Consider the following 26,589-nt stretch of genomic DNA (forward strand, 5'->3'; position numbering starts at 1 on the left):
CCCTCACGCCTCGGCGTTCTGATTGGGTGGGCGTCCGGGGGTACCCGGCCGGCATGAAGCTGCATCTTCCTATACACAAAGAGAGTCACGGCAGCGACGAGGCTCCGGAACGCGAGGTCCCGCGGGCTGAGGAGGTGGGCCCCGGACCCGCCGTGGAGCGGCGTGCGCCGGATACGCCCTCGCAGCTGCCGAAGCCGGCGTGGGGAGCGGTGCTGCGGGGCAGCGTGCGGGAGTTCAAGGACGACGAGCTGACCGACCGGGCCGCCGCGCTGACGTACTACGGCCTGTTGTCGCTCTTCCCGGCCCTGCTGGTCCTGGTGTCGCTGCTCGGCCTGACCGGCAAGTCCGCCACGGACACGGTGCTCAAGAATCTCAAACAGTTCACTCCGGGTTCCGCCCGCGACATCATCACCGGGGCCGTCGAGCAGCTGCAGAACAACGCGGGTGTCGGATCCCTCATGGCGATCGTCGGCATCGTCCTGGCGGTGTGGTCGGCGTCCGGGTACGTGGCGGCGTTCATCCGCGCGGCCAACCGGGTCTACGACATGCCGGAGGGCCGCCCGATCTGGAAGATCCTTCCGGTGCGGGTCGGCCTGACGGTCGTCCTGATGGTGCTGGCCGTCGTCAGTGCCCTGATCGTGGTCTTCACCGGCACTCTGGCCCGCAAGGCGGGCACGGCGCTCGGGATCGGTGACACCGCCCTGACGGTGTGGTCGATCGCCAAGTGGCCCGTCCTGGTGGTCCTGGTCACGATCATGATCGCGCTCCTGTACTGGGCCACCCCGAACGCCAAGGTGAAGGGGTTCAGGTGGATCACACCGGGCAGCTTCCTCGCCCTGGTCATCTGGCTGCTCGCGTCTGCGGGATTCGCGTTCTACGTCGCCAACTTCGCCTCGTACAACAAGACCTACGGCACCATGGCCGGTGTCATCGTCTTCCTGATCTGGCTGTGGATCAGCAACCTGGCGATTCTTCTGGGCCTGGAGTTCGACGCCGAGACCGTCCGGCAGCGGGCCATCGCCGGCGGCCTGCCGCCCGACAAGGAGCCCTACACGGAGCCGCGTGACACCAGGAAGTGGGACGAGCAGGACCTGCGCCGACTCGACGACTCGGGACCGGCGCACAGCGGGTGACGGATGGATCCGTACTCGGACGGCCTATCTCGGGGAGCATGAGGACAACCGCAGGTCATGAGGTTGCAGACAGACTTGCTCGACGTCGATCGGGCTCTCACACGGCAGGTGGCTTCCCGGATCCCGTCGGGCGTGGCCAAGGCGCTGTCGGCGGTGGAGGAGTCCGCGGAGAGCAGCAAACTGTGGTGCGGTGCCGCTGCCGCGATGGCGTGGCGGGGCGGGGTGCGCGGCCGCAAGGCCGCGGCCGCCGGACTCGTGGCCATGGTGGTCGCCCAACTGGCGTCGAACGGCCTGTGCAAGCAACTGGCCGACCGCCCCAGGCCACCCGCGGAGTGGATCCCGCACGACGAGGTCGCCGACCGCCCCGACTCGTCCTCGTTCCCCTCCGGGCACACGGCGGCCGCGGTCGCCTTCACGGCCGCCGTCGCCCCCACCTGGCCGGCCGCGGGCGCGCTGTGCGCGGTGCCGACCGCCCTGGTGGCCGTGGAACGGGTGCAGTCGGGTGCCCACTACCCCAGCGATGTCGCCGCCGGCGCCGCCATCGGCCTGGCCGGCGCCTGGCTCGCGCGTCGTGCTCCGGCTCTGCTCCTGCGCGTCCTGCTCCACTGAAACGCCAGGCCAGGACCCAGCTCTCAGCGTCTCGCCGCCCCGCTGCTCGCGCGGATCACGAGGTCCACGGGGACGAGTGACTCGGGGTGCGGCGGTTGTGCCGAGTCGTCGATCCGGCTCAGCAGGAGCCGCAGCGACCGGGTGCCGATCTCCGCGAAGTCCGTGCGCACGGTGGTCAGCGGCGGCAGCAGATGCGCGGCCTCGGGGATGTCGTCGTAGCCCACCACGCTGATCTCGCCCGGCACCGAGCGCCCCGCCTCGTGGAATGCGTGCAGGACGCCGAGGGCCATCTGGTCGTTGGACACGAAGACCGCGGTGACGTCCGTACGCCGGGCCAGCCGGCGCCCCAGGTGATAGCCGGAGTCGGCGCTCCAGTCGCCGAACAACGGCTCGGGGATCCGCGCACCGGCCGCCTCCAGCGTGGAGCGCCAGCTCGCCAGCCGGTGGTCGGCGGAGGTCCAGCCGCTCGGGCCCGCGATGTGCCAGACGGTCCGGTGGCCGAGCCCCAGCAGATGCTCGGTGGCCTTGCGGGCGCCCTTGCGGGAGTCGCCGGTGAGCCGCTCGGTCTCCGGGTCGAAGCCGTTCTCCAGCACCACCAGCGGGGTGTCGAACCGGGTGTCCGCCAGGGCGTGGCCCACCCACAACTGCGGGGCGATGGCGATCACGCCGTCCGCGCCCTCGGCCGAGAGCCGGTCCACGGCCTCGACGACCGTGTCGTGCTCGGCGGTGTCCAGGGAGATGGAGCTGAGCAGATAACCGGCCTCCTGGGCGGCGGTGTTGATCGCGGTCAGGATCGCGGACGGTCCGTAGCGCGCCGCGTCGAAGGTGATGACCCCGAGCATCCGGGTCCGCCCGCTGGCCAGCGACCGGGCGCTGCGGCTGGGCCGGTAGCCGAGGGTCCGCATGGCCGTCAGGACCGCCTCGCGGGTCTCGGGGCGGACGGACGGATGCTCGTTGAGTACACGGGAGACGGTCTGCTTGGAGACCCCGGCCAGCCGGGCCACGTCGTCCATCACCGGGCGCGAGCCGGCGAAGTTGCGTCGGCTGCGCCCCTTCGGGACGGCTCCCTCGGCGGCGCTTGGGGTCATGGTGGCGGTTTCCTCGACGTGTGGTGGCGGTGGTACGGCGGTGCCGGCCCGCCCCGGGCCACAGCATAGGCGGGGCGGTCCCGGGGATCCGGCGGCGGCATCCGGCTCCGGGGCAGGTCAGCCCGCCCGGACCGACCAGGTGTGCCGGGTGATCCACTCGGCGTGGGTGACGGCGGCCGCCTCCCGCTCACCACGCGCCTGCTCCGGCAGATACACCGGCGCCCCGGCGTGCAGGGGCAGCACCCGCAGCCGCAGACCCTCGGCCCGCAGGGCGTCGGCGGGCAGCCGGTCCAGGCCGATGTCCCAGACCTCTCCCGAGCAGAACTGGTCGGCGACGAGCGTGTCTCCCACGTACGCCCGCCCCACGTCCCCGCTCCAGTGCAGCCGCAGCAGGGTCCCCGGCGGCAGCGCGTCCGGCACCTCGACGCGGTACTCGGCGGCCACGGTGTCGACGTACTTGTCGGCCGGCGCGCTCGCCCGGCCCAGGACCCCGGTGACGGTCTCGGCAGGGGGCCCGGCGGCCCGGACGAGGGTCACCTTCACCGCGGAGCCCTCGCCGGCCGACGCCTTCGGGGCCGCGTACCGGGTGAACACCCCGTCGGTGACCGCCTCCGCCGTCACCCCGTCCACCACGGGCGCCCGCTCGGGTGCGGGCAGCACGGCGAACGACGTCGCCGTCCCCGAACCGTGCAGCCGTACCTCGTCCCGGTCGAAGACCACACCGTCACCGCACAGCACCAGCCGCTCGGCACCCCACGCCCGGCCCCGGTAGGCGGTACGGGCCGTCGCCGGGTCCAGCACCAGCAGGCCGACCCGCCCGCCGTCGGCGGTGTCCACCTCCACCAGGGCGTCGGTGCCGGGACGCAGCCCGGTCACCAGGAGCCGGTCGCCGACCGGGGTGACGTCGCCGCTGGGCGTGCGCAGAGCGGATACCGTGACCGCGTCCAGGGCGAGTTCGGGCGCGATGCCGTCCGTCGCGGCCAGCACCAGGACCGTACGGCCGCCGACGTCGACCGTGCAGACCGGCTGGGCGGTGGCCCACTCCAGCCGCAGACCGGCCACGTCGAGACGCAGCGGCCAGCAGAAGTACGCGCCGCTCGGAACCGTGACAGGAACGCTGGGCAGGGTCAACTCGCCACTGCCATAGGGGAACTCGACCGTGAACGAGGTCTCCGGGTGCTCCGGGAGCTGTTCGTGCGGCTGGTGGTTGTTGACGAACAGGAAGCCCGAGGTGCCGTCACCGCGCACCGCCCAGCGCAGGGTGTCCCGGTCGAACTGCCCCTCCGGCCGCCGCTCGGGCAGTGCCGACTCCATGGGGGCGATCAGATGCCCGAAGTCCGCCAACAGCAGGTGCTGCATCCGGAGTTCGTGGTAGGTCCGCCGGTACTGGCCGTACTCGCCGAGCGGTGCCTGGAAGTCGTACGTCAGGACGGGCAGGTCGTTCGGATAGCCGGTGGCGTGCGACTCCTGCAGGGTGCTGAGCTCACCCGCGGGGTTGGTGCCGCCGTGGAACATGTAGTAGCCCTGCCAGACCGAGCCGCAGCCGATCTTGGTGAGGCCGAGCGCGCCGATGTCGTCGGGATCGACGTACGGCCGGCGGTGGTACGAGACCGCCATGCCGCCGCCCAACTCACAGGTGGCCCAGGGGAACCGGTCCGCGAAGGCGTCGGGCTCGCTGCCCCGCACGCTGACCGGGCGCAGGTCGGATCCGATGCCCTCGTCGTCGCGCTGGTGGGTGAAGAAGAAGTGCTTGCGGCAGGTGTCGGGCCAGCCGCCGTCGGCCTCGGTCCAGAAGGCCTCGGTGTAGCCGCCGTACAGCGGAAGCAGCTCGTCCGGCGGGAGTCGGACACCGCCCCAGGCGGTCGACGTCCACAGGGGCGCGCTGAGGCCGGCCTCCTGGGCCATCCGCTTCAGCGTGAGCAGATGGCCGGGCTGGTCGTAGAGCTCGTTCTCGATCTGGATCGCCACGATCGGGCCGCCGTGGGCCCGGTCGAGGCCGCTCAACTGCTCGGCGATCGCCGCGAACCAGGGGCGTACGGCGTCCAGGTACACCGGGTCGTCGGTGCGGGGGGTGCAGTCGCGGGCCAGGACCCAGTCGGGCAGGCCGCCGTTCCGGACCTCCGCATGGGACCAGGGGCCGACGCGGGGGATGAAGTCCAGGCCGTGGCGGGCGCACAGCTCGGCGAAGCGGCGCAGGTCACGGTCGCCGTCGAAGCGGACGCGGCCCTCGATCTCCTCGTGGTGGATCCAGATGAGGTAACTGGCGACGGCCGTGACCCCGCCCGCCTTCATCTTCAGCAGCTCCTCCTCCCACTCCCTGGCCGGATAGCGGGAGTAGTGGAACTCGCCGGACACCGGGAACCAGGGATGGCCGCCGCGGGTGAGCCAGCGGCTGGTCACCTCGATCGGGTCGGGCACCCCGGGAGCGTCCGCGAAGGGCAGGTGCCCGGTCAGCGGAGGCCCGGCGGGAGACGGGATGCGCAGGTGGTGCGGGCGGGTCATCAGTCGCTCTCCGGTCCGAGGTCGGGCGTGTCCGTGAGCCGGGCACGCGTGCCCGTGGTGGCGTGCAGTTCCAGCAGGACCAGTTCGTTGGTGCCGGGGCGGAGGACGGGCGCGGGGACGTACAGCGTGTGCTGCGGGCCCCGGTTCCAGTAGCGGCCGAGGTGGAAGCCGTTGACCCAGGCCTGGCCCTTGGTCCAGCCGGGCAGGGCGAGGAAGGTGTCGGCCGGGGTGTCCACCTCGAAGGTGCCCCGGTGGAAGGCGGGTACGGCGTCCGTGGTCGCCCCCGACGGGCCGAACGGCACGGCGGTCAGGTCGTCCAGCGGCACGGCCCGGCACTCCCAGCCGCGCAGGTCGGTGCCCTGGAAGGACACCGGGCCGAGCAGCCCCTTCGGTGCCCCGATGCGCGGCCCGTAGTTGACGCCGCCCATGTTCTCCACGAGCACTTCGAGGACGGCACCTGTGTGCGGGACGCGCACGGGCAGTGTCTCGTCGTGCCGCTCCCGCTCCAGTACGCCCACCGAGGCGCCGTCGACGAAGACCTGAGCCCGGTCGCCGACCCCGCCGGGGAAGTGCAGCAGACCGTCACCCGAACCGGGAAGCGTGGTGCGGTACAGGACGTAACCCGTGTGCACGCCCAGCTCGTTCATCGTCGCGGGGGTTTCGGTGCTGGTCGGCGGAAGTCCTCGGACATACGACAGCAGCGGCGCCCGGTGGTCCAACTCGACCTCCGTGAGCGGGAGTTTGGGCGCTGGTGCCGGAGCCGGCTCGTCCGGTGCGGCCGTGTGCCGGGCGATCACCTCGCGGAACGCGTGGTACTTGGGGCCGGGGTCGCCGCTCTCGGTGAGCGGGGCGTCGTAGTCGTAGGACGTGACGGTGGGCTCGTAGGCGTGCTTGTGGTTGGCGCCGTTGGTGAAGCCGAAGTTGGTGCCGCCGTGGAACATGTAGATGTTGACCGACGCGCCGGCCGACAGCAGACGGTCCAGGTCGGCCGCGGCGTCGGCGGCGGGCCGTACGTGGTGCGGGCCGCCCCAGTGGTCGAACCAGCCGACCCAGAACTCCGAGCACATCAGCGGACCCTCGGGCTGATGGGCGCGGAGCGCGGCCAGGTTCTCCTCGACCCGGCTCCCGAAGGTGACCGTGGCGAGCGTGCCCGGGAGGGTGCCGGCCGCCAGGTGCTCGGGGTTGGCCTGGTCGCAGGTGTACAGCAGCTCCTCGACGCCGCGGTCCCGCAGTGCCTGGTGGACGTGCTTGAGATACGCGGTGTCGTCGCCGTACGCCCCGTACTCGTTCTCCACCTGCACGGCGATCACCGGACCACCGTGCGCGGCCATGAACGGCCGTAGTGCGGGCAGGAGTCGGTCCAGATAGCCGTCGAACGCCGTCGTGAAACGGGTGTCGCTGCTGCGCAGCCGGATGTCGGGGTCAGCGAGCAGCCAGGAGGGCAGACCGCCGTCGTCCCACTCGGCGCAGATGAACGGCCCCGGGCGCAACAGGACCTGCAGACCCTCCTCCTGGGCGAGGTGCAGCCAGCGGGGCAGATCGAGGAAGCCGTCCAGGACCAGGGTGCCGGGTTCGGGCTCGTGCAGGTTCCAGGGCAGATACGTCTCGATCGTGTTGAGACCCATCAGACGTGCCTTGCGCAGCCGGTCGGTCCACTGGTCGGGATGGATCCGGAAGTAGTGCATGGCCCCGGAGATGATCCGGAACGGCTCGCCGTGCAGGAGGAAACCGTCGGAGGTCGTCGTCAGAGCGGGCATGCGGGGCATCCCTTCGAGTCAGCGGGAGTTCAGCGGGTCCGGGTACTGCGGATGAGCCAGAGGGTGGCGGCCAGACACAGTGCGGAGACTCCGCTCAGCAGGAGCGGAACGGCCCGGATCCCGGACCATTCGATGGCCTTGCCCAGCGCCGGTCCCGCCGCCACACCGCCGATCATCGAGGCGGCGATGACCAGCGCGCCGGCGCGTCGGGCGCCGGGGGCGGCCCGGTGCAGCCAGGGCAGCCCGGTGGGGAAGATCGGCGCGATGAACAGACCGACACCCGCGTACGCGTAGGGCGCCAACTCCCGTACCGACGCCAGGAGCAGACAGACCGTCATGCCCGCGCAGGACACGGTGATGATGGCCTGTGCCGAGTACCGCAGGGCGATCGGGGCGACCAGGAAGCGGCCCAGCGTCATCATCAGCCAGTAGACGGAGGTGGCGGTCGCGGCCACCCCGGCGCCGTATCCCACGGTCTCCAGATGGGTGGGCTCCCAGCCGCCGACGCCCGCCTCGATGCCCACGTGCAGGACGTAGAGGGCGACGAACACGGAGAGCACCGAGGCCAGGCTGCGGCCGAGAGCGCCGGGGGAGTCGGGAGCCGTGCCGGACGGCTGGGGCGCCCGGTTGCGTACGCCCTTCAGGCACAGCAGCAACGGCAGGTTGGCGAGCGCGAAGCCGAGGAAGACCGCCGGATAGTGAGCGGCACCCACCACACCGATCAACGCCGGACCGAGGATCGCGCCCACCCCGAAGTGCGCGTTGAGGATGTTCAGCATCGCGGTGGAACGGTGGCCGAAGCCGACCGCGAACAGCTGGTTCAGACCGTAGTCGATGCCGCCGAAGCCGAGACCGGCGAGCAGCGCGGCGGTCAGGGCTGACGGCCAGTTCGGCGCCAGCGCGAAACCCGCCGCGCCGAGCGCCATCAGCAGGTAGGAGGCGCCCAGGATCCGCCGGTTGCCGATCCGGCCGAAGAGCCGGTCGAACAGCAGGACCCCGGCGACCCCGCCGACGAAATGGGCGCTGAGACCGAGTCCGGCTCCCGAGGGAGACAACCCGAACTCCTCGCGGAACGCGGGGATCGCCGGGCCGTACAGCGCCTGGAGTGCGCCGATGAGCACGAAGCCGACGCAGGAGGCGACCACGGCGGCCGGGCTGAAGACCGGAGCGCGCGGGGGCGCCAGTGTGGAGGACATGGATGTCGATGTTACCGGTAACATGCCGACCGTCAAGATCTCCGGACAAACAGGGAGCGGGGAGCGGTCTTGGACTGGTGGTCCAGTGATTGGATTGCTAGTCTAGAGTTGCTGTCGGAGGCGGGAGGACGCGATGGAGGCCGAGCGGGACGCGATCGTCGCCGCGCTCAGATCGGTGGTCGACGGGATCGCGGCGACCTTCGGGCCGGTGTGCGAGGTGGTGCTGCACGACTACCGCAGGCCGGAGAAGTCGGTGGTGGCCATCGCCGGCTCGGTGACCGGGCGTACGGTCGGCGGGGCGATGAGCGAGATCGGCATGCGGATGGTCGCCCGTGGCGACGAGGCGGCCGACGAGCTGAACTACGTCACCCGGACCGATGCCGGCAAGCTGGTCAAGTCGTCGACGATGCTGCTGAGGGACTCCTCGGGCGCGGTCTTCGGCGCGCTGTGCGTCAATGTCGACGTCACCGCGGCGAGCGAGGTCCATGCCTTGCTGGGAGCCCTGGCCGGGATCGGCACAGCCCCCGAGGAGCCGCCCGTCACCACCTTCGGCGACGACATCGACTCCGTCGTCGACGTCATGCTCGACGCGCACCGCCATCAGTCGTGGGCGCTCCTCGACCGCGCCGGGCGCCTGGACCTGTTCCGCAGCCTGGACGAACGGGGCGTGTTCGCGGTCCGGCGGGCGATCGAGCAGGTGGCCGGACGGCTCGGGATCTCGCGCGCCTCCGCCTACAGCTACCTCTCCCAGTCCCGAAAACAGGCGAACACAGGAGGGCACTCGTGACGATCATTGGAGGGCACTCGTGACGACCACCACCCCGCCGGTCACCCTGGACGCCGTCCGGGATGCGGCCGCCCGGCTCCGGGGCGTCGCGCACCGCACACCGGTGCTGCGCTCACGGACCCTCGACGCGCTGGTCGGCGCCGAGGTCTTTCTCAAGTGCGAGAACTTCCAGCGGGTCGGCGCCTTCAAGTTCCGCGGCGCCTACAACGCGGTCTCCCGGCTGACCCCGGAGCAACTGGCCCGGGGCGTCGCCGCCTACTCCTCGGGGAACCACGCCCAGGCCGTCGCCCTGGCCGCCCGCGAGCTCGGCACCACCGCGGTGATCGTCATGCCCGAGGACGCCCCGCCCTCCAAGCGGGCGGCCACCGAGGGCTACGGCGCCGAGATCGTCACGTACGACCGCTACACCGGCGACCGCGAGGCCATCGCCGAGGCCCTGGCCGCCGAGCGGGGCCTGGCGCTCATCCCGCCGTACGAACACCCGCACGTGATGGCGGGACAGGGTACGGCAGCCCTCGAACTCCTGGAGGAGACGGGCGAGTTGGGCGCGCTGCTCACTCCGGTCGGAGGCGGCGGACTGATGGCGGGCAGCGCCACCGCCGCCAAGGGGCTGCACCCGGGTATCCGCATGGTCGGCGTGGAACCGGAGGCCGGCGACGACACCAAGCGGTCTCTGGAGGCGGGGCGGCGCATCAGTGTCCCGGTACCGAAGACCATCGCCGACGGACAGGCCCTGCACACGCCCGGGGAGCTGACCTTCTCGGTGAACAGGCGGCTGGTCGACGAGATAGTGCTGGTCTCCGACGACGAGATCCGCGACGCCATGCGGTTCGCGTTCGAGAGGCTGAAGATCGTCGTCGAGCCGAGCGGCGCGACTCCGCTGGCCGCCCTGCTCGGCGGCCGGGTGAGCGGCCTGCCGGACCGGATCGGTGTGATCGTCTCCGGTGGCAATGTCGACGCGGAGCGCTTCGCGCGGCTCTGTGCGGGTGGCATCTGAGGCGGCGGGGTCAGGGCGGGCGTCGTCACTCGAATGGCAGTCCGGACTGGACAGGCGGACGATGGGGTGGTGGGGCTCGGCCGCCGCCGGTGCCGTCCAGGAAGGGCGGGAGACGGAGACCGGCCCCGGCCGTACCGCAACACGGCCGGAAGGGAGAGCCGTCATGTTTGAGGTGAAGACGCTCGACAAGCCGGACGAGCGCCGCGATTTCCCGCGTGGCCACCTCGAGGCGGTCCACATGAGCGGGCTGGACTTCGCCGTGGGCACCTTCGAACCGGGCTGGCGCTGGTCCGAGTCCGTGGCACCCATCGCGGGCACCAAGAGCTGCCAGGTCCACCACAACGGCTATGTGGTCCAGGGCCGTATGCGCATCGCCATGGACGACGGCGGCGAGGGCGAAGTGGGCCCCGGCGACATCTTCGTGGTGGCACCCGGGCACGACGCCTGGGTCGTCGGCGACGAGCAGTGCGTGGTCTACGACTTCGCGGGCGGCATGGCGAAGGACTACGCGAAGGGCAAGTGAGGCACAGCCGTTCCGTACCGTCACCTCTCACACCGTGACGACGATCTTCGCGCGGGCGTGCTCCACCTCCAGATGCCGGATGGCCTCGGCCGCCTCGCCGAGCGGATACGTCCGCTCGACGGCCGGGGCGATCTTCCCTGCCTCGGCGAGTTCGCGCAGAGCGGTGAGGTTCTCTCGCCCTGCCATCGGAAACCGATCGGTCTAACTCTACCGACGTAGGTAAACCGATCGGTTTCTCGATGTTCCTGGAGACTCGTATGACCGCCACACCGCGCTGTACCCGCAGTTGACGTCCTGAGTCGCGTGGAGGCGCGCGGCGCGGTCCACCGGTGGAAGCCCCCTCCGAGGGTGGCGACGGTACGGGTGTTGGTGTGGACGAAAGTGCCGCCGAGCGGTGGCCCTGTCCCGCACCCGCGGACCGGGATCGCCGCCCAGGTGCCGCCTCCGCACCGACCGCACGCCGGGGCGTGGAACGCGGCGATCCGACGAGCCGCGACCCGGCCTGGACGGCATCGAGCGCGCCCGTCTCCCGCCCGAGCGGTTTGTCAGATCGGCAGCAGGCGCCCCACCAGTGCGCTGAGCTGCCGGACGTTACGGCACTCGTGCATCTCCACCAGCTCGGCGTACTCGTGCGCGGCCGAGTCGCCCGTGCCCCACTGCGCACGTGCCTCCGGGTTCAACCAGTAGACGCGGCGCGCCCGTTCAGTGATCTCCCGTACGGCGGGCAGGTTCGGGTCGCTCATGTTGGTGCGGGCGTCACCGAGCACGAACACCGTCGTGCGCGGGCTCAGCGCATCCCCGTACAGCGACGCGAACTCGCCCAGCGCCACGCCGTAGTCGCTGCTGCCGTGCCACCCCGTCAGCGTCGCCTCGGCCCGGATGCGGGCGCCGAGCCCCTCCGGGTCGGCCGCGCCGTGTTCGAGGAGCCGGGTGATCTCGTCGAGGCGGTTGACGAAGGCGAACACCCGCACCTTGCTGAACTGGTCGTGCAGCGCCTGCACCAGCAGCATGGTGAAGTCCGAGAACCCCGACACCGAGCCCGACACATCGCACAGCAGCACCAGTTCGGGCCGGGCCGGCCTGCGTCGCCGCAGGACCGGTTTCATCGGCACCCCGCCCGTCGACAGCGAACCGCGCAGAGTCCGCCGTAGATCGATACTGCCCCGCGCGGCACGGCGCCGACGGGCCGCGAGCCGGGTGGCGAGCTTGCGGGCCAACGGCTGCACCGTGCACCGTAGTTCGGCCAGCCGGTCCTTCCCGGCGAACAGGAAGTCGACCCGGTCCGTCGTCGGGGCCACCGCCCGCCGCGCGAGCTCGTCCCTGCCCCGCCGCTCGGCGACCCGCCGCCGGGCCTCCGCCGCCACCAGCGCGCGGAACGCCTCGATGCGCCGCCGGAGCTCGTCCTCAAGGAGCCGGTCCGTGAACCCGGACATCCCCTGCTGCCCCCGGACGTCGTCGCGGACACGCGCGAGCAGCGTCTGCGGGCGCAGCCGGTCGAGGGTCTGGTACGACGACCAGCCGTCCGAGGACGGGGAGTTGCCGTATCCGCCGAACCCGTCGACCGCCTCCGCGGCGAGGCGGGCCATCAGTGTCTCGTCGTTCGCGGCGAGGGCCTTGGCGAGACGCTCGCGCAGTTCCTCGCGGTCCACGGGGCCGGTGCCGGGCGCACCGACGCCCCGCGGGAAGTACAGGTCGAAGACCGGGTCGAACACCTGCCGTTGGGCCGTGCCGTGCAGCAGGGTCGCCGCCAGGCCCTCCCGCAGCCGCTCCCGGTCCGCCAGGCCCAGCGCCTCGACCGCCTGAGCCGCGTCCACCGTCTCGCCGGTCCCGATGCGGACACCGTGCGCACGCAGGGCGCCGACGAGGGAGGTGAGCCGCTCGGCGGTGCTCACACCGCGTCCAGGTCGAGCTTGGCCCCCGCCTTGAGGATGTCGTCCTGGTGCTTGAGGAGCACGCCCAGACTGTCCCGTACGACCGTCTCGTCGAGGTGGTCCGCGCCGAGCGCGAGCAACGTGTGCGCCCAGTCGATGGTCTCCGCGACCGAGGGCACCTTGCGCAGGTCCATGGCCCTGAGCGCCCCCACGACCCGGACCACGGACTTCGCCAGCGCCTCGTCCAGGCCCGGCACCCGCAGCCGTACCATCCGGCGCTCCAGCTCCTCCTCGGGGAACCCGATGTGCAGGAACAGACAGCGGCGGCGCAGGGCCTCCGACAGTTCGCGGCTGGCGTTGGAGGTGAGGACGACGAAGGGCCGGCGGGACGCGGTGATCGTGCCCAGCTCGGGGACCGTGACCTGGAAGTCGCTGAGCACCTCGAGGAGCAGGCCCTCGACCTCGACGTCCGCCTTGTCGGTCTCGTCGATCAGCAGCACCGTGGGCTCGTCGCCGCGGATCGCCGTGAGCAGGGGCCGGGAGAGCAGGAACTCCTCGCTGAAGATGTCCGTGCGCGCCTCGTCCCAGGTCTCGTCGCGCCCCGCGCTGATCCGCAGGAGCTGCTTGGCGTGGTTCCACTCGTACAACGCCCGGGACTCGTCCACGCCCTCGTAGCACTGGAGGCGGACCAGCCGGGCCTGCGCGACCTCGGCCACCGCCTTGGCCAGCTCCGTCTTGCCGACCCCGGCGGGGCCCTCGACCAGGAGCGGCTTGCCGAGGCGGTCGGCGAGGAAGACGGTGGTCGCCACCGCGGGCGAGGCGAGGTAGCCGGTCTCGGCGAGGCGTGCGGAGACGTCGTCGACGGATGTGAACAGCAACGGGGCCTCCTGCGCGGCGCGAACTCGTGTCCGTCAACTATCTAAGCGCTTGTTCACCTCTTCTGTCACGTGCTCCGAGGGAAGGCGGACCCGGCCGGAGAGCAGCGAGAAGGGGGCGTCACCGAAGTGACGCCCCCTCGCCGGTGCTCCTCACGCCGCGAGCCCCACCGCCTCCACCGCCGGAGTGCGCAGCACCCTGTGGGCCGTGGCCAGGCTCGTCCCGATCGTCGCGGCCGCCGCGATCGACGCCACCGCCAGCCAGATGGCGAGGCCCTGGTGGGGCAGCACCGAGTCGCTGCGGACCACGGTGAACGGAATGATCCCGGCCAGCGCCGCCACCGTGCCGAAGAACAGCCCGACGGCCGTGAGGACCAGCCCTTCCACGCCCACCGTGCCCAGCACCTGCCCCGGGGTCGCCCCGGAGAGGCGCTGCTGCCCGAACTCCCGTCCGCGGTAAGTCGTCGCCGCGTACAGCGAGTTGACCAGCATCACGCAGACGAACACCACGATGATGCCGACGACCGTGAGGTTCAGTGTCTGAAGGTTCTTCGCGTCGATGGTCTTCACCGCACCCGAGTCCTTCATGGCGTCGCTCTCCACACCCTGCATGTACAGCGTGGCGACGGACACCGCCGTGAACAGGATCAGCGACATCAATATCCCGGACAGATGGTCCGCCCGCCGGCGGAGGTTCCGCACGGCCAGCCAGCCGCTCGAACCGGTCAGCGGCAACCGGTCCAGGACACCCTTCAGCAGCCGCGGCGCCAGCAGTGCGAACCCCACGGACAGCAGGATCGCCCCGTACGCCGGTGTCGCCATGAGTGCCTCGTCCGTCGCCGAGAAGGCGAAGGTGGAGATCGCCGACACGGCACCGATGCCGAGAGCCGCGTAGGCGAGGAACGTCCGGGCCCGGCCGCGCCGTCGACCGGTGCGCGTGGCCCGCCGTACGGCGAGGAAGGCGGCGCCCGCCGCGGCGACCAGCGTGATGTCGACACCCGACAGCAGCGCGACGGGGCCGAAGGAGTGGTCGACCGAGCCGGCGACCTGCCCGCTGTCCTGGAAGACGTCCAGCAGGGCCTGTCCGCCGAGCATCGCCGGACCGATCGCCAGCACCGCACCGATCAGGGCGACGGCCACGGCCTCACCCACGACCATCCGCCTGATCTGCCCCGGAGTCGCCCCCGAGCAGCGCAGCAGCTCCAGCTCACCCGCGCGCTGACGGATGTTGACCGTCAGCGTCGAGGCCACGGCGAAGAACACCAGGAGGGTGCCGTAGCCGCCGACGACACTCGCCGAGGTGGTCAGGGTGTCCGAGCTCACCGGATCGACACCCGGCTGCCCCGCCGTGTCGTACAGCGAGTTGAACGTCATGATGATCCCCGCGCCCAGGAAGGCGGCCAGCAGTGTCGCGAGGAACCGTCCGGGCCGTTGCCCTATCGACCGCATCGCCAGCATGAACATCGCTCACACCCCCGCCGTCACGTCGTCGCCCAGGTGCGCGAGGCGCTCGGCCACCGCGTCCGGTGTCGGTGCGTCCATCCGGCCCGCGAGCCGGCCGTCCGCCAGGAACACCACGGAGTCGGCGTAGGAGGCGGCGACCGGGTCGTGCGTCACCATCACCACGGTCCGGCCGTGCACCTGCACCGCCTCCTGGAGCAGCCGCAGCACATCCCGCGCGCTACGGGTGTCCAGGGCGCCCGTCGGCTCGTCCGCGAAGATCACCCGAGGGTCCGTGACCAGTGCCCGGGCGATCGCGACCCGCTGCTTCTGACCGCCGGAGAGCTGGTCGGGACGATGGCCCAGCCGGTCGCCGAGCCCGACGGAGGTGAGGACCTGCTCCGCCCTCCTCCGGTCGACCTTCCGGCCCGCGAGCTTCAGCGGCAGCACCGTGTTCTGCGCGACCGTCAGCGTCTCCAGCAGGTTGTACTGCTGGAACACGAACCCGACCCGCCCGCGCCGGAACCTGGTCAGCTCCGCCTCGCCACCGCCCGTCAGCTCCGTGCCGTCCACCCGCACGATCCCGCTGTCCGGCCGGTCGAGACCGGCCGCACACTGCAGCAGCGTGGACTTGCCGGACCCCGACGGCCCCATCACCGCGGTGAACGTGCCCCGGGCGAGGCTCAGCGTGACCCCGTCCAGGGCGGTCACGGCACTGTCGTCGGTGCCGTAGGTCCTGGTGACCTTCACCAGCCGCAGCGCCTCTGCGGCGGGTCCCGTGTCGTGCGTGCGTCGTGAGCCTGTGCGAAACATCGTCGTCCCCCTTCGTCCGGCACGCCGTGTGCCTTGCTGAAGAAACTACGGAGCCGCGGGCCGGGGCACATGGGGCGCAGAACCCGTCTTCCGGGGTGTACTCAGTGACACCCCCCGCGCGGATACGGCAGGGTTGATCGTCATGACCGACGGAACAGCCTGGCTCGCCGAGCCCCAGTCCATCGCCTACGGCGGCTACAGCGTGGTGATCGCCCCCGACCTCGAGTCGGAATCGCTGGCGCGACGGATCGCCGAGACCGCAAGCAGGCCCTTGAAACCCCGCCCCATCGGAGAACTCACCGGCCGCCAGGTGCAGGACCTGCTGGAAGGCCTCTACGGAGAAGTCCGCCAGGGCATCGCCCTGCGCCACGGCGAGCTCGACGAATGGTCCTACGTCATCAAGTACGGCGGCTGGCAAGGCGAGTTCGGCTCCGGGGGCCGACCGGTCGACCGGGGCGGGCTGCATGTCTTCCACCTGGAGTACGAGGAGGAGAACGGCAAGCCCGTGCCCCCGCGCTTCACCTACCGCCACGACGGGGACCTGATGTGCACATTCAACCTGCACCTCGACGGCAGTTGGGCGCACGGCAGCCCCGAGGGCGACCCCGAGGTGGCCGCCGCAGTCCAGGAACGGCTCACCGCCGCCGGACTGCCCGACGACGACCTGGACCGCCGTGCCGTGCACCGGGCCTGCCTGCAGGTCATCCAGCAGCACTTCGGCCTCACCCTGCCCCGCGAGCGGATCCTGGAGGACACCCTGCCGACGCTCCTGCTGACCGCACCGTGACCCGCGAACGCCTGCGGGGGCCTGCGTTGTCAGTGGGGCGCTGTACGTTTCCGGGCATGGGGATCTATCTGGTGAGCGTGGGTGCGCGCGAGTGGTTCGACGCGGACGAGGAGGAGGGCCGGGGGGCCGTCGCCGCGGGGCTGAACGAGGAACTGCGCCGCCGGGGGCTGCCGCCGTACGAGTCCGTGCCCGAGGACACGGAGTTCGTCCGTGGGTCGGGTCTGCAGTTCGAGGAGAAGCTCGTGCCCTCCATGGACGGCTTCCTGCGGCTGGCGCGTGACCACCTGGCGCCCTCCGAGCCGGAGGCCCTCCTCGACTGGTCGGTGCTGGTGCCGGTGTCGCTCGACGTAGAGGTCGAACTGCCCGTCGAGTCCTCCTACTCGGACACCACGGTGATCGCCGGAGCCCCGCAGATCCTCGACCTCGCGCGACAACTGGCCGAGGCCGTCCGCCTGCCCCTCGACGAGATACCCGAAGCCTGCGACAACCTCGACCTCACCACGTGGTTCCTCGACGGCGAGGCCAAGCGGGTCGCGGCCGCCCGGCCCGGACCATGGAGCGAGGACCTCGACGCGGCGTTCTACGCGGCGCTGTATCTGCGCGCCGCCCAGCACTCGCTGCGGCGCGGGTGTCCGATCGTCTACTGCTGACGTCACCCCGGCTGTGCAGCAGAAGCAGAGACACCTCCGAGCAGCCGAAGGGACAACGGCATGACCGACGGAGTCGACAGCACCAACCCGGCCGCCGACCGCACCGCCGTCGAGGGCCTCACGGTGGAGCACCGCACCAATCCGCTCGGCGTGGACGCGGCCCGCCCGAGATTCGGCTGGCGCACCACGTCCCGGGTCCGTGGCCGGCGTCAGACGGCGTACCGCCTCCTGGTCGCGTCCACCCCCGACCGACTGGCCGAAGGACGCGCGGACGTCTGGGACAGCGGCAGGGTCGACTCGGCGGACTCGGTGGCCGTGCGCTACGCGGGCCCCGGGCTGCACGCCTCGACCCGCTACCACTGGACGGTCCAGATCTGGGACGAGAACGGCCGCAGGCTCCCCGAGGCCCCGACCGCGCGCTTCGAGACCGGCCTGCTCGGCACCGACGGTGTGACCGGCTGGGACGGCGCGAAGTGGATCAGCATGGCGGGCAAGGCGCCGAACAGCGCGGGCTCGCCGCTCCTGAGAAGGCAGACGGCCCTGAAAGCCGGCCGGGTGCGCGAGGCCCGGCTCTACGTCTCCGCGCTCGGCGTGTACGACGCCTACGTCAACGGCCGCCGGGTCACCGTGCCCCAGGACGGCGCCACCACCCACGAACTGCTCACCCCGGGCTGGACCAACTACGGCACCACCGTCAGCTACTTCACCTACGACGTGACGGGTCCGGTGGTGGGGGAGCAGCAGGTCACCCTCGCGGCGGTGCTGGGCAATGGCTGGTTCAACGGCCGCGTCTCCGCCAACAGCGTCTACCGCTCGGAGGACGGCAACCGCCTCGCCCTCAAGGCCAAGCTCCTGATCCGTTACGAGGACGGCTCGACCCAGACCGTCGTGACCGCGCCCGGCGACGACTGGAGGGCCACGGACACCGGCCCCTACCGCGCCGACGACATCTACGACGGCCAGACCTACGACGCCCGCAGGGAACTGCCCGGCTGGACCGCGAACGGCTTCGACGCCTCCGCCTGGTCCGGCGTCGAGGAGCACGACTTCCCCACCCGGTTCCCCGAGTCCCGGCTGGTCGCCTACCCCGGCGAGTCGGCCCGGCTGATGCCCCAATGGGACCGCAGGCCGCGGTCGATCACCGTCTACACCGGCGGCGGCGCATTCGTCCCCGACCCCGCCCGCACGGTCACCGATCCCACCCGGGCCGCCACCACCCACACCACCCTGCACCCCGGCGACACCGCCGTGATCGACCTCGGCCAGAACCTGGTCGGCGTCCCCCGCTACACCCTCCGCGGCCCCGAGGGCGCCGAAGTGGCCTTCGCACCGGGGGAGATGCTCAACGACGCCGGCGCGGGCGCGGACGGCCCGGAGGGGTCCGTCTACCGGGCCAACCTCCGTACCGCCGAAGCCACCAGCACGTACATCCTCAAGGGCGACCCGAAGGGCGAGACCCACCAGGACTCCCTGACCTTCTACGGCTTCCGCTACGTCTCCGTCACCACGACCGCCACCGTCACCCTCACCGAACTGACCGGCAGGGTCGCCACCTCCGCCCTCCACGACATCGGCACCGTCGAGACGGACGACGCCGACGTCAACCGGCTGATCAGCAACGTCCGTTGGGGCCAGCGCGGCAACTACCTCTGGGTACCCACCGACTGCCCGCAACGCGACGAACGCTGCGGCTGGACCGGCGACACCCAGGTCTTCGCCCACTCGGGCCTCTACAACGCCGATGCGGTCGCCTTCCTGAGCCACTTCCAGGACATCCTGATCGACTCGCAGCGCACCTATGGCGCGGACGGTGCCCAGTTCACCTGGATCGCGCCCGGAGCCCGCTTCAACGAGCCGGTCCCGGCGAGCGGTTGGGCGGACTGTGGAGTCGTCGTCCCCTGGACCGTGTGGCAGATGAGCGGTGACACCACCATCATCGACCGCAGCTGGGACGCGATGACGGCCTACATGGACTGGATCCGCGCGCGCACCGGCGACACCTACGCCGGGCAGGGCGCGATCTTCGGCGACTGGCTGGCCTTCCAGGTGACCAGCACCCAGCTCATCAGCGACGTCTACTACGGCTACAGCGCCCGGCTCATGGCGGACATGGCGCGCGCCACCGGCCGCACCGCCGAGGCCCACGCCTACGAGGAACTCTTCTCCCACATCAAGCGGGCGTTCATCACCACGTACCTGAGCACCGAGGACGGCCGCCTCACCGTGCGGTCCAGCCTCGGCTCCCCGCCGCCGTGGACCCCGGGAGACAGTCCCACCCAGACGGAGGACGACAGCCAGACCGCGCTGCTCTGGGTCCTCAAACTCGGCCTGTACGACACCGAGGCCCAGCGGCGCGCCCTCGTCGAGCTCCTCGTCCGGAACATCCGCAACGACGCCGCCTACAAGGCCGCCCACCCCGACAGCACCCGTGTCGGACACGCCGAGAACACCCTCTCCGTCGGCTTCCTCGGCGTGAACGTCCTGGCCCCCGTCCTCACCGAGGAGGGCCAGGCGGAGCTGGCGTACGAGCTGTTGCACCAGGACGCGATGCCGTCCTGGCTGTACTCGGTGAAGAACGGCGCGACGACGGTCTGGGAGCGCTGGAACTCGTACGCGAAGGAGGAAGGCTTCGGGCCGGTCGAGATGAACTCGTTCAACCACTACGCCTACGGCGCGATCATGGAGTGGATGTACGAGAGCATGGCCGGCATCGCCAAGGACCCGGCCCACCCCGGCTTCAAGCACTTCTTCCTGCGGCCCCACCTCGACCCGACCGGCAGGATCACCCGGGTCTCCGGCTCGCACCGGTCGCCCTACGGCGAGATCGTCAGCGAATGGGCGGTGTGGGAGAGCGAGTTCAGGCACCGGGTCGCGGTTCCCGCCAACAGCACCGCGACCCTGCGCATCCCCACGTGCGACCCCGACTCCGTGCGTGAGAGCCGCACACCCCTGTCACGCGTCAAGGGGGTGACCTACCTGGGCTTCGAGGACGGCACAGCGTCCTTCGAACTACCCTCCGGACGCTACGAGTTGACCTCCGCGCTCGCCTGAGTGTCCACCAGTACCACCTCGAGGGTGCGCGGACCGTGCACCCCCTCGACCCGGTCCAGTTCGATGTCACTGGTCGCCGAGGGACCCGAGATCCATGTCAACGGGCGTGCCGGGTCGAGGCGTTCGAGGGCCTGCGGCACCGAGGAGACGACCTGGTCCGGGACCCGTACGACACAGATGTGATGGTCCGGGACGAGGGTGATGCGGCGGCGGCCCTGGTCCGGGCCCCCGTCCAGCACGATGGTGCCGGTCTCGGCGACAGCCACCGCGCACGCCGTGACCACACTGTCGACCCGGTCCAGTTCGTCCGGCGTGCTCTCGACCTGATCCGGAACCTGCTCGGTACCGGCCTCCGCCAGCCATGACGGCTCCAGCCCCGACGGTACGAGGACCGTCTTCGCGCCCCGTGCCGCCAGCATCCCGGCTAGCGTCGCCGGCAGGTCGGCCGCCGTGCAGCGGTGCACGATCGCCCGGTAGTCCGCGAGGTTCTCGGCCAGCAGTTCCACCGTCTCCTCGACGCTCCGGTCGCCGTGCTCGCGCAGATACGCGCGCTCGATCGGGGTGTCCTCGCTCGGGGCATCGGCCAGCGCGCGCCGCACCCGGCCCAGGATTCGTTCCCTGCTGCTCACTTGCCGCCCTCCTTGCCGCCGCCTGTGCGCTGCCACCAGTCGCGGAAGGGTTCCGCGGGCACGGCGGGCAGATCCCGGGTGCCGCTCCATGCCTTGCCGGGACCCGGCAGACTGCGCGGATGCAGGCGCCGGGTGCGCGAGGCCAGCCGCTGTCCGGTGCGCAGGGCGCCAGGGTGGGAGAACGCCCAGCGGGCCGCCCGCATCGCCGCCCGCTCGGCCGCGTGTCCCTTGGCGGGCTTCAGCACCACCTTGTTGCCCTCGCGGACCACCGGCCCGCCCTCCACGACCCGCTCCCGCAGATGCACCAGCACCTCCGGGATGTCGATGGCGACCGGACAGACCTCGTAGCAGGCCCCGCAGAGACTCGACGCATACGGCAGCGAGGCGTCGATCTCGCTTGCCGTACCCCGGAGTTGGGGGCTGAGGATCGCGCCGATCGGGCCCGGGTAGACCGAGCCGTAGGCGTGTCCGCCGGCCCGCTCGTACACCGGGCAGACGTTCAGGCACGCCGAGCAGCGGATGCAGCGCAGGGCCTGGCGGCCGACCTCGTCGGCGAGGGTGTCGGAGCGGCCGTTGTCGAGGAGCACCAGATGGAAGTTCTGCGGGCCGTCCTCGTCGGTGGTGCCGGTCCACGTGGACGTGTAGGGGTTCATGCGCTCGGCGGTCGAGGAACGGGGGAGCGTCTGGAGGAAGACCTCCAGGTCCTGCCAGCTCGGCACGATCTTCTCGATGCCGACGACCGAGATCAGCGTCTCGGGCAGGGTCAGACACATCCGTCCGTTGCCCTCGGACTCCACGACCACCAGAGTGCCGGTGTCGGCGACCATGAAGTTGGCGCCGGAGATGCCGACCTTGGCGCGCAGGAACTTCTCCCGCAGGTGCAGCCGGGCGGCCTCCGCCAGTTCGGCGGGCGTGTCGGTGAGGCCCTCGGGGGCCGGGCGGCCCCACTCGCTCATCTCGCGCTGGAAGATGTCCCGGATCTCGCCCCGGTTGCGGTGGATGGCCGGGACCAGGATGTGCGAGGGCCGGTCCTTGCCCAACTGCACGATCAGCTCGGCGAGATCGGTCTCGTAGGCCCGGATGCCCTCGGCCTCCAGAGCCTCGTTGAGCCCGATCTCCTGCGTGGCCATCGACTTGACCTTGACGACCTCCGACTCGCCGGTCATCTTGACGAGCTTGGTCACGATCTCGTTGGCCTCGTCGGCGTCGGCGGCCCAGTGGACGGTGCCGCCCGCCGCCGTGACCGACTCCTCCAACTGCACGAGATAGCGGTCGAGATGACGCAGCGTGTGGTCCTTGATCTGCTTGCCCGCCTCGCGCAGCTCCGCCCAGTCGGAGACCTCGGCGACGGCCTTCTCCCGCTTGGCGCGGATGGTGTGCGTGGCGTGGCGCAGATTGCCGCGCAGGGTCTGGTTGTTGACGGCTTCGTGGGCGGCCTTCGGGAAGGCCGGCATTCCTACGAACGTTCCGCTCATACGGCCGGTTCCTCCTCCGTGCTCGCCAGGATCTCGGCGATGTGCACCGGCCGCATGCCCGACTCCAACCGGCCCATCGTGCCCCCGATGTGCATCAGGCACGAGTTGTCGGCGGCGCACAGCACCTCCGCGCCCGTCGACTCGGCGTTGCGCACCTTGTCCGCGCCCATCGCCGCCGAGACATCGGCGTTCTTCACCGCGAAGGTCCCGCCGAAGCCGCAACACTCGTCGGCGCCCGGCAGTTCGGCCAGCTCCAGCCCCTTCACCGCCTGGAGCAGCCGCCGGGGCCGGTCACCGAGCCCGAGGCTCCGCAGCCCGTGACACGTCGGGTGGTACGTCACCGTGTGCGGGTAGTACGCCCCGACATCCGTCACCCCCAGCACGTCCACCAGGAACTCCGTGAGCTCGTACGTCTTGGGCACCACGGGCGCCAGCACGGCCGCGAGGCTCTCCCCGCGCCCCTCGGCCCGGGCCCGCTCACCCATCCGCGGATACAGCTCCCGCACCATCGCCCCGCACGATCCGGACGGCGTCACGATCGCCTCGTAGTCCCGGAAGACATCGGAGAAATGCCGGGCCAGCGGTTCCGCCTCATGCCGGTAGCCGGTGTTGTAGTGCGCCTGCCCGCAGCAGGTCTGGGACATCGGGAAGTCGACGTCGACGCCCAGCCTGTTCAGCAGTTTCACCACGGCGCGCCCGGTGTCCGGATAGAGCGTGTCGTTGACACAGGTCAGGAACAGGGCGACACGCATCGCGGCTCCTTGTGGTCGATCATCGGATGAGTGAAGCGTAGTCCGGGGTGCGAGCCCGGGGGAGACCCCGGTCAGTCCCGGGCGAGCCGGGCCTGCGCCTCGCGCCAGCGCGCGGAGTCACCCTGCGGCTCGTACCGCGTGAGCGGCTGCGTACGGGTGAGCAGCTCGCGCCCGCCCGCGAGGTCACGCACGAGTCCGTGGGCCCGGGCCTGCACCAGGACGTTGCCGAGCGCGGCGGCCTCGGTCGGCCCCGCCACCACCGGCAGCCCGCAGGCGTCGGCGGTCAGCTGGCACAGCAGGGCGTTGCGCGTTCCGCCCCCGACGACGTGCACGACGTCCACGGGATGGCCGGCCAGCCGCTGCGCCTCGTCGACGGCCTTGCGGTGGGCCAGCGCGAGGGAGTCGAGGATGCACCGCGTGACCTCGGCGGGGGAGACGGGCACCGGCTGCCCCGAGGCACGGCATGCCTCGGCGATCCGCTCCGGCATCCGGCCCGGCGCGAGGAACATCGCGTCCCCGGCGTCCACGACCGACCGCAGCGCCGGCACCTTGGCCGCGTCCAGCAACAGTTCGCCGAGGTCCGGGTCGCCCCAGGCCCGTACGCACTCCTGGAGCAGCCACAGCCCCATGATGTTCCGCAAGTACCGGACCGTGCCGTCCAGCCCCAGCTCATTGGTGAAGTTGGCGGCCCGGCTCTCCTCGGTCAGCACCGGAGCGTCGAGCTCGAGGCCCGCGAGGGACCAGGTGCCGGTGCAGATGTAGGCGAACCGCTCGCCGGACGCGGGCACGGCGGCCACCGCGGAGGCGGTGTCGTGCGAGCCGACGGCCGTCACGGGCACGGGCCCGCGCAGTCCGGTCTCCTCCAGCACCTCGGGCCGCAGCAGCCCGGCCGGATCACCCGGCTGCCGCAGCGGCGCGAAGAGCTCCAGCTCGATCCCGACCCGCTCGGCGATGTCGTACGACCACGCCCGCGTCCGGGGATCGATCAGCTGGGTGGTCGAGGCGTTGGTCAGCTCGGTGCCCTGCTCGCCGGTCAGCCAGTAGGCGAGCAGATCGGGGATGAGCAACAGGCGCTGTGCGCCCATGAGTCGGTCCGCCACGAGCTGGTACAGCGTGTTGAACGGCGCGTACTGGAGCCCGGTCGCCGCATAGAGCTCCGGCGCGGGCACGGTCGCCCACACCTTCTGCGCGACCCCTTCGGTACGGGAGTCCCGGTAGTGCACCGGGTTGCCGAGCAGCGCCCCGTCGGCGTCCAGCAGCCCGTAGTCCACGGCCCAGCTGTCGATGCCGACGGAGTCGATCTGCCCGGCGGCCCTGAGCCCGTCCAGGACACCGCCGTACAGCGAGAGGATGTCCCAGCGCAGGCCCTCGGGGACCCGGACCGGACGGTTCACGAACCGGTGTGCCTCGGACAGCTCCAGGCTGTCGGGGCCGACGCGGCCGACCATGACACGCCCGCTGGACGCGCCGAGGTCGACCGCGGCGTACGACTTCACGGACGCGCTCATCGCAGGAAGGCGGCCGCGACGCCGGCGTCGACCGGGACGTGCAGCCCGGTGGTGTGGGTCAACTCCCCACCGGTGAGGGCGAAGACGGCATTGGCGACATGCTCGGGGAGCACCTCGCGCTTGAGGATGGTCCGCTGGGCGTAGAACTCGCCGAGCTTCTCCTCCTCCACGCCGTACACGGCGGCCCGCTTGGCGCCCCACCCACCGGCGAAGATGCCGGAGCCGCGCACCACACCATCGGGGTTGACACCGTTGACGCGGATGCCGTGCTCGCCCAGCTCGGCGGCCAGCAGCCGCACCTGGTGGGCCTGGTCGGCCTTGGTGGCGGAGTAGGCGATGTTGTTGGGCCCGGCGAAGACGGCGTTCTTGGAGGCGATGTAAACGATGTCGCCGCCCAGCTTCTGCGCGATCATCACCCGGGCGGCCTCCCGCGACACCAGGAAGGAACCGCGGGCCATGATGTCGTGCTGGAGGTCCCAGTCCTTGGCGGAGGTCTCCAGGAGCGGCTTGGAGATGGAGATGCCGGCGTTGTTGACCACGAGGTCCACGCCGCCGAAGGCCAGTACCGCGGCCCGGAACGACTCGGCGATCTGCTCCTCGGAGGTGACGTCGACGGTCACGGCGACGGCCTTGTCGGGCCCGCCGAGCTCCTCGGCGACGCTTTCCGCGTTCTCCGTGTTGAGGTCCGCGACCACGACACACGCGCCCTCGGCGACCAGGCGCTGCGCGATGGCCTTGCCGATCCCGCTGCCGGCACCCGTCACGAGCGCGACCCGGGTGGCGAGCGGCTTGGGCTTCGGCATCCGCTGAAGCTTCGCCTCCTCCAGCGCCCAGTACTCGATGCGGAACTTCTCGGACTCCTCGATGGGGGCGTAGGAGGAGACGGCCTCGGCGCCCCGCATCACGTTGATCGCGTTGACGTAGAACTCACCCGCGACCCGGGCGGTCTGCTTGTCCTTGCCGAAGGAGAACATGCCGACACCGGGGATGAGCACGATCGCCGGGTCGGCGCCGCGCATGGCGGGGGAGTCGGGCAGGGCGTGCCGCTGGTAGTAGGCGGCGTACTCGTCCCGGTACTCGACGTGCAGTTCCTCGAGCCGCGCGACGGCCTCCTCCAGCGGAGCCGTCGGCGGCAGATCCAGGACGAGCGGCCGCACCTTGGTCCGCAGGAAGTGATCGGGGCAGGAGGTCCCGAGCGCGGCGAGCCGGGGGTGCTCGGCGCGGGCCAGGAATTCGAGCACCGGCTCCGAGTCGTTGAAGTGCCCGACCTGCGGCTTGTCCTGGGAGGCGAGGGCACGGACGTGCGGAGCGAGAGCGGCGGCCCGTGCGCGCCGCTCCGAGGGCTCCAGGGCCGCGTAGCCGTCGATCACCGGACCGAAAGGCTCCGGCTTCCCCCGCTCGGCGAGAAACGCCTCCGCCGTGCGGATGATGTGCAGCGAGTTCCGCTCGCACTCCTCGGCGGTGTCACCCCAGGCGGTGATCCCGTGCCCACCGAGCACGACCCCGATCGCCTGCGGGTTGGCCTCCTTGATGGCGGCGATGTCCAGCCCCAGCTGGAACCCGGGCCGCCGCCACGGCACCCAGGCGACGGTGTCGCCGAAACACTCGGCGGTCAGCTTCTCCCCGTCGGCAGCGCAGGCGAGCGCGATACCGGAGTCCGGGTGCAGATGATCGACATGGGCGGCCTCGACCAGCCCGTGCATGGCGGTGTCGATGGACGGAGCCGCCCCACCCTTCCCATGCAGGCAGTAGTCGAACGCGGCGACCATCTCGTCCTCGCGCTCGACCCCCGGGTACACATCGACGAGCGCCCGCATCCGGTCCAGCCGCAACACGGCCAGCCCCGCCTCGGTCAGCGTCCCGAGGTCACCCCCGGACCCCTTGACCCACATCAACTCCACATCACCCCCGGTGACGGGATCGACGGAGGTGCCCTTGGCGGACGCGTTGCCGCCGGCGTAGTTGGTATTACGGGCATCGGAGCCAAGCCGACGGGACCGGGCAAGGAGAGCGGCGGCTTCGGGGTGGGTAGCCATGACGTTCGGTTCCTTCTGGAGAGAGGGGAAGTTTTCCTACCTAGGGGCGCGGGGCTGCATCAATGTGCGGCTCCGCCGCGTGGGCGCGACCAGCCACAACGGACCCGCAC

Annotated in this window: 21 protein-coding genes and 1 pseudogene; 8 read left to right on the forward strand and 14 right to left on the reverse strand. The window is 71.2% G+C overall.

The features are described from left to right. Nucleotides 1-53 precede the first annotated feature (53 nt). Together ACIBJB_RS10055 and ACIBJB_RS10060 are read left to right on the forward strand one after the other, a co-directional pair. Nucleotides 54-1,133, forward strand: coding sequence for a YihY/virulence factor BrkB family protein (locus tag ACIBJB_RS10055; protein ID WP_398928529.1), 1,080 nt, complete (start codon nucleotides 54-56; stop codon nucleotides 1,131-1,133). Nucleotides 1,134-1,190: 57 nt separating this feature from the next. Further along, nucleotides 1,191-1,742, forward strand: coding sequence for a phosphatase PAP2 family protein (locus ACIBJB_RS10060; RefSeq protein ID WP_398928531.1), 552 nt, complete (start codon nucleotides 1,191-1,193; stop codon nucleotides 1,740-1,742). 23 nt (nucleotides 1,743-1,765) lie between these two features. On the opposite strand, the gene ACIBJB_RS10065 is transcribed toward ACIBJB_RS10060, so the two are convergent. The 4 genes from ACIBJB_RS10065 to ACIBJB_RS10080 all read right to left on the reverse strand — a co-directional run bounded on the left by ACIBJB_RS10065 (nucleotide 1,766) and on the right by ACIBJB_RS10080 (nucleotide 8,285). Next, entirely contained in the window at nucleotides 1,766-2,830 is a 1,065-nt protein-coding gene (locus ACIBJB_RS10065) for a LacI family DNA-binding transcriptional regulator (protein ID WP_398928533.1), read from the reverse strand. Nucleotides 2,831-2,947: 117 nt separating this feature from the next. Further along, the gene (locus ACIBJB_RS10070; RefSeq protein WP_398928535.1) at nucleotides 2,948-5,332 is read right to left on the reverse strand and encodes a beta-galactosidase; all 2,385 of its coding nucleotides are present in this window, start codon (nucleotides 5,330-5,332) and stop codon (nucleotides 2,948-2,950) included. Next, complete coding sequence (locus ACIBJB_RS10075) at nucleotides 5,332-7,089, reverse strand: beta-galactosidase (protein WP_398928537.1); 1,758 nt, start codon at nucleotides 7,087-7,089, stop codon at nucleotides 5,332-5,334. The genes ACIBJB_RS10070 and ACIBJB_RS10075 overlap by 1 nt, the downstream gene beginning before the upstream one ends. A gap of 29 nt (nucleotides 7,090-7,118) precedes the next feature. Further along, nucleotides 7,119-8,285: an MFS transporter gene (locus ACIBJB_RS10080; protein WP_398928539.1), complete on the reverse strand. Its 1,167-nt coding sequence runs from the start codon at nucleotides 8,283-8,285 to the stop codon at nucleotides 7,119-7,121. A gap of 133 nt (nucleotides 8,286-8,418) precedes the next feature. Between ACIBJB_RS10080 and ACIBJB_RS10085 the strand changes: the two genes are divergently transcribed. From ACIBJB_RS10085 to ACIBJB_RS10095, 3 genes are all read left to right on the forward strand, one after another. Next, on the forward strand, nucleotides 8,419-9,072 hold the full coding sequence (locus ACIBJB_RS10085) for a transcriptional regulator (RefSeq protein WP_398928541.1): 654 nt from the start codon (nucleotides 8,419-8,421) through the stop codon (nucleotides 9,070-9,072). Nucleotides 9,073-9,091: 19 nt separating this feature from the next. Continuing rightward, nucleotides 9,092-10,069 (forward strand): threo-3-hydroxy-L-aspartate ammonia-lyase, encoded by a 978-nt coding sequence (locus tag ACIBJB_RS10090; protein WP_398928543.1) that lies wholly within the window; start codon nucleotides 9,092-9,094, stop codon nucleotides 10,067-10,069. 163 nt (nucleotides 10,070-10,232) lie between these two features. After that, nucleotides 10,233-10,592: a cupin domain-containing protein gene (locus tag ACIBJB_RS10095; RefSeq protein WP_398928546.1), complete on the forward strand. Its 360-nt coding sequence runs from the start codon at nucleotides 10,233-10,235 to the stop codon at nucleotides 10,590-10,592. A gap of 27 nt (nucleotides 10,593-10,619) precedes the next feature. On the opposite strand, the pseudogene ACIBJB_RS10100 reads toward ACIBJB_RS10095, so the two are convergent. The 5 genes and pseudogenes from ACIBJB_RS10100 to ACIBJB_RS10120 all read right to left on the reverse strand — a co-directional run. Continuing rightward, nucleotides 10,620-10,769, reverse strand: a pseudogene (locus tag ACIBJB_RS10100) (zinc-binding dehydrogenase); the annotation flags it as partial. Between the two features lie 368 nt (nucleotides 10,770-11,137). Further along, entirely contained in the window at nucleotides 11,138-12,484 is a 1,347-nt protein-coding gene (locus ACIBJB_RS10105; RefSeq protein ID WP_398928548.1) for a VWA domain-containing protein, read from the reverse strand. Continuing rightward, on the reverse strand, nucleotides 12,481-13,338 hold the full coding sequence (locus ACIBJB_RS10110; protein WP_398929814.1) for an AAA family ATPase: 858 nt from the start codon (nucleotides 13,336-13,338) through the stop codon (nucleotides 12,481-12,483). The genes ACIBJB_RS10105 and ACIBJB_RS10110 overlap by 4 nt, the downstream gene beginning before the upstream one ends. A 153-nt stretch (nucleotides 13,339-13,491) precedes the next feature. Continuing rightward, the gene (locus ACIBJB_RS10115) at nucleotides 13,492-14,802 is read right to left on the reverse strand and encodes an FtsX-like permease family protein (protein WP_398928550.1); all 1,311 of its coding nucleotides are present in this window, start codon (nucleotides 14,800-14,802) and stop codon (nucleotides 13,492-13,494) included. Between the two features lie 3 nt (nucleotides 14,803-14,805). After that, nucleotides 14,806-15,591: an ABC transporter ATP-binding protein gene (locus ACIBJB_RS10120; RefSeq protein ID WP_398928552.1), complete on the reverse strand. Its 786-nt coding sequence runs from the start codon at nucleotides 15,589-15,591 to the stop codon at nucleotides 14,806-14,808. 142 nt (nucleotides 15,592-15,733) lie between these two features. On the opposite strand from ACIBJB_RS10120, the gene ACIBJB_RS10125 reads away from it, so the two are divergent. Genes ACIBJB_RS10125 through ACIBJB_RS10135 form a run of 3 tightly spaced genes read left to right on the forward strand, consistent with a single transcriptional unit; the run spans nucleotide 15,734 to nucleotide 20,079 of the window. Continuing rightward, nucleotides 15,734-16,378 (forward strand): hypothetical protein, encoded by a 645-nt coding sequence (locus ACIBJB_RS10125; RefSeq protein ID WP_398928555.1) that lies wholly within the window; start codon nucleotides 15,734-15,736, stop codon nucleotides 16,376-16,378. 56 nt (nucleotides 16,379-16,434) lie between these two features. Further along, nucleotides 16,435-17,028 (forward strand): hypothetical protein, encoded by a 594-nt coding sequence (locus ACIBJB_RS10130; protein WP_398928557.1) that lies wholly within the window; start codon nucleotides 16,435-16,437, stop codon nucleotides 17,026-17,028. 60 nt (nucleotides 17,029-17,088) lie between these two features. Next, the gene (locus ACIBJB_RS10135; RefSeq protein WP_398928559.1) at nucleotides 17,089-20,079 is read left to right on the forward strand and encodes a family 78 glycoside hydrolase catalytic domain; all 2,991 of its coding nucleotides are present in this window, start codon (nucleotides 17,089-17,091) and stop codon (nucleotides 20,077-20,079) included. On the opposite strand, the gene ACIBJB_RS10140 is transcribed toward ACIBJB_RS10135, so the two are convergent. From ACIBJB_RS10140 to ACIBJB_RS10160, 5 genes are all read right to left on the reverse strand, one after another. After that, entirely contained in the window at nucleotides 20,052-20,708 is a 657-nt protein-coding gene (locus ACIBJB_RS10140) for a lactate utilization protein C (protein ID WP_398928561.1), read from the reverse strand. The genes ACIBJB_RS10135 and ACIBJB_RS10140 overlap by 28 nt on opposite strands. Further along, a complete protein-coding gene (locus tag ACIBJB_RS10145) occupies nucleotides 20,705-22,183 on the reverse strand; it encodes a LutB/LldF family L-lactate oxidation iron-sulfur protein (protein ID WP_398928563.1) in 1,479 nt (492 codons plus the stop codon). Before ACIBJB_RS10145 ends, ACIBJB_RS10140 begins: the two co-directional genes overlap by 4 nt. Further along, on the reverse strand, nucleotides 22,180-22,935 hold the full coding sequence (locus ACIBJB_RS10150; protein WP_398928565.1) for a (Fe-S)-binding protein: 756 nt from the start codon (nucleotides 22,933-22,935) through the stop codon (nucleotides 22,180-22,182). The genes ACIBJB_RS10145 and ACIBJB_RS10150 overlap by 4 nt, the downstream gene beginning before the upstream one ends. A gap of 71 nt (nucleotides 22,936-23,006) precedes the next feature. Then, complete coding sequence (locus tag ACIBJB_RS10155) at nucleotides 23,007-24,443, reverse strand: rhamnulokinase family protein (protein ID WP_398928567.1); 1,437 nt, start codon at nucleotides 24,441-24,443, stop codon at nucleotides 23,007-23,009. Next, the gene (locus ACIBJB_RS10160) at nucleotides 24,440-26,479 is read right to left on the reverse strand and encodes a bifunctional aldolase/short-chain dehydrogenase (RefSeq protein ID WP_398928569.1); all 2,040 of its coding nucleotides are present in this window, start codon (nucleotides 26,477-26,479) and stop codon (nucleotides 24,440-24,442) included. The genes ACIBJB_RS10155 and ACIBJB_RS10160 overlap by 4 nt, the downstream gene beginning before the upstream one ends. Between the last annotated feature and the right edge of the window lie 110 nt (nucleotides 26,480-26,589).

The organism is Streptomyces sp. NPDC050759 (genome assembly GCF_044456945.1).
Lineage (GTDB): Bacteria > Actinomycetota > Actinomycetes > Streptomycetales > Streptomycetaceae > Streptomyces.

What these genes read in the sequence shown, in the direction of transcription:
- ACIBJB_RS10055 (WP_398928529.1), top strand. Translation starts at nt 54, where the DNA reads ATGAAGCTGCATCTTCCTATACACAAAGAGAGTCACGGCAGCGACGAG.
- ACIBJB_RS10060 (WP_398928531.1), top strand. Translation starts at nt 1,191, where the DNA reads ATGAGGTTGCAGACAGACTTGCTCGACGTCGATCGGGCTCTCACACGG.
- ACIBJB_RS10065 (WP_398928533.1), bottom strand. Translation starts at nt 2,830, where the DNA reads ATGACCCCAAGCGCCGCCGAGGGAGCCGTCCCGAAGGGGCGCAGCCGA.
- ACIBJB_RS10070 (WP_398928535.1), bottom strand. Translation starts at nt 5,332, where the DNA reads ATGACCCGCCCGCACCACCTGCGCATCCCGTCTCCCGCCGGGCCTCCG.
- ACIBJB_RS10075 (WP_398928537.1), bottom strand. Translation starts at nt 7,089, where the DNA reads ATGCCCGCTCTGACGACGACCTCCGACGGTTTCCTCCTGCACGGCGAG.
- ACIBJB_RS10080 (WP_398928539.1), bottom strand. Translation starts at nt 8,285, where the DNA reads ATGTCCTCCACACTGGCGCCCCCGCGCGCTCCGGTCTTCAGCCCGGCC.
- ACIBJB_RS10085 (WP_398928541.1), top strand. Translation starts at nt 8,419, where the DNA reads ATGGAGGCCGAGCGGGACGCGATCGTCGCCGCGCTCAGATCGGTGGTC.
- ACIBJB_RS10095 (WP_398928546.1), top strand. Translation starts at nt 10,233, where the DNA reads ATGTTTGAGGTGAAGACGCTCGACAAGCCGGACGAGCGCCGCGATTTC.
- ACIBJB_RS10115 (WP_398928550.1), bottom strand. Translation starts at nt 14,802, where the DNA reads ATGTTCATGCTGGCGATGCGGTCGATAGGGCAACGGCCCGGACGGTTC.
- ACIBJB_RS10120 (WP_398928552.1), bottom strand. Translation starts at nt 15,591, where the DNA reads ATGTTTCGCACAGGCTCACGACGCACGCACGACACGGGACCCGCCGCA.
- ACIBJB_RS10125 (WP_398928555.1), top strand. Translation starts at nt 15,734, where the DNA reads ATGACCGACGGAACAGCCTGGCTCGCCGAGCCCCAGTCCATCGCCTAC.
- ACIBJB_RS10130 (WP_398928557.1), top strand. Translation starts at nt 16,435, where the DNA reads ATGGGGATCTATCTGGTGAGCGTGGGTGCGCGCGAGTGGTTCGACGCG.
- ACIBJB_RS10135 (WP_398928559.1), top strand. Translation starts at nt 17,089, where the DNA reads ATGACCGACGGAGTCGACAGCACCAACCCGGCCGCCGACCGCACCGCC.
- ACIBJB_RS10145 (WP_398928563.1), bottom strand. Translation starts at nt 22,183, where the DNA reads ATGAGCGGAACGTTCGTAGGAATGCCGGCCTTCCCGAAGGCCGCCCAC.
- ACIBJB_RS10150 (WP_398928565.1), bottom strand. Translation starts at nt 22,935, where the DNA reads ATGCGTGTCGCCCTGTTCCTGACCTGTGTCAACGACACGCTCTATCCG.
- ACIBJB_RS10155 (WP_398928567.1), bottom strand. Translation starts at nt 24,443, where the DNA reads ATGAGCGCGTCCGTGAAGTCGTACGCCGCGGTCGACCTCGGCGCGTCC.
- ACIBJB_RS10160 (WP_398928569.1), bottom strand. Translation starts at nt 26,479, where the DNA reads ATGGCTACCCACCCCGAAGCCGCCGCTCTCCTTGCCCGGTCCCGTCGG.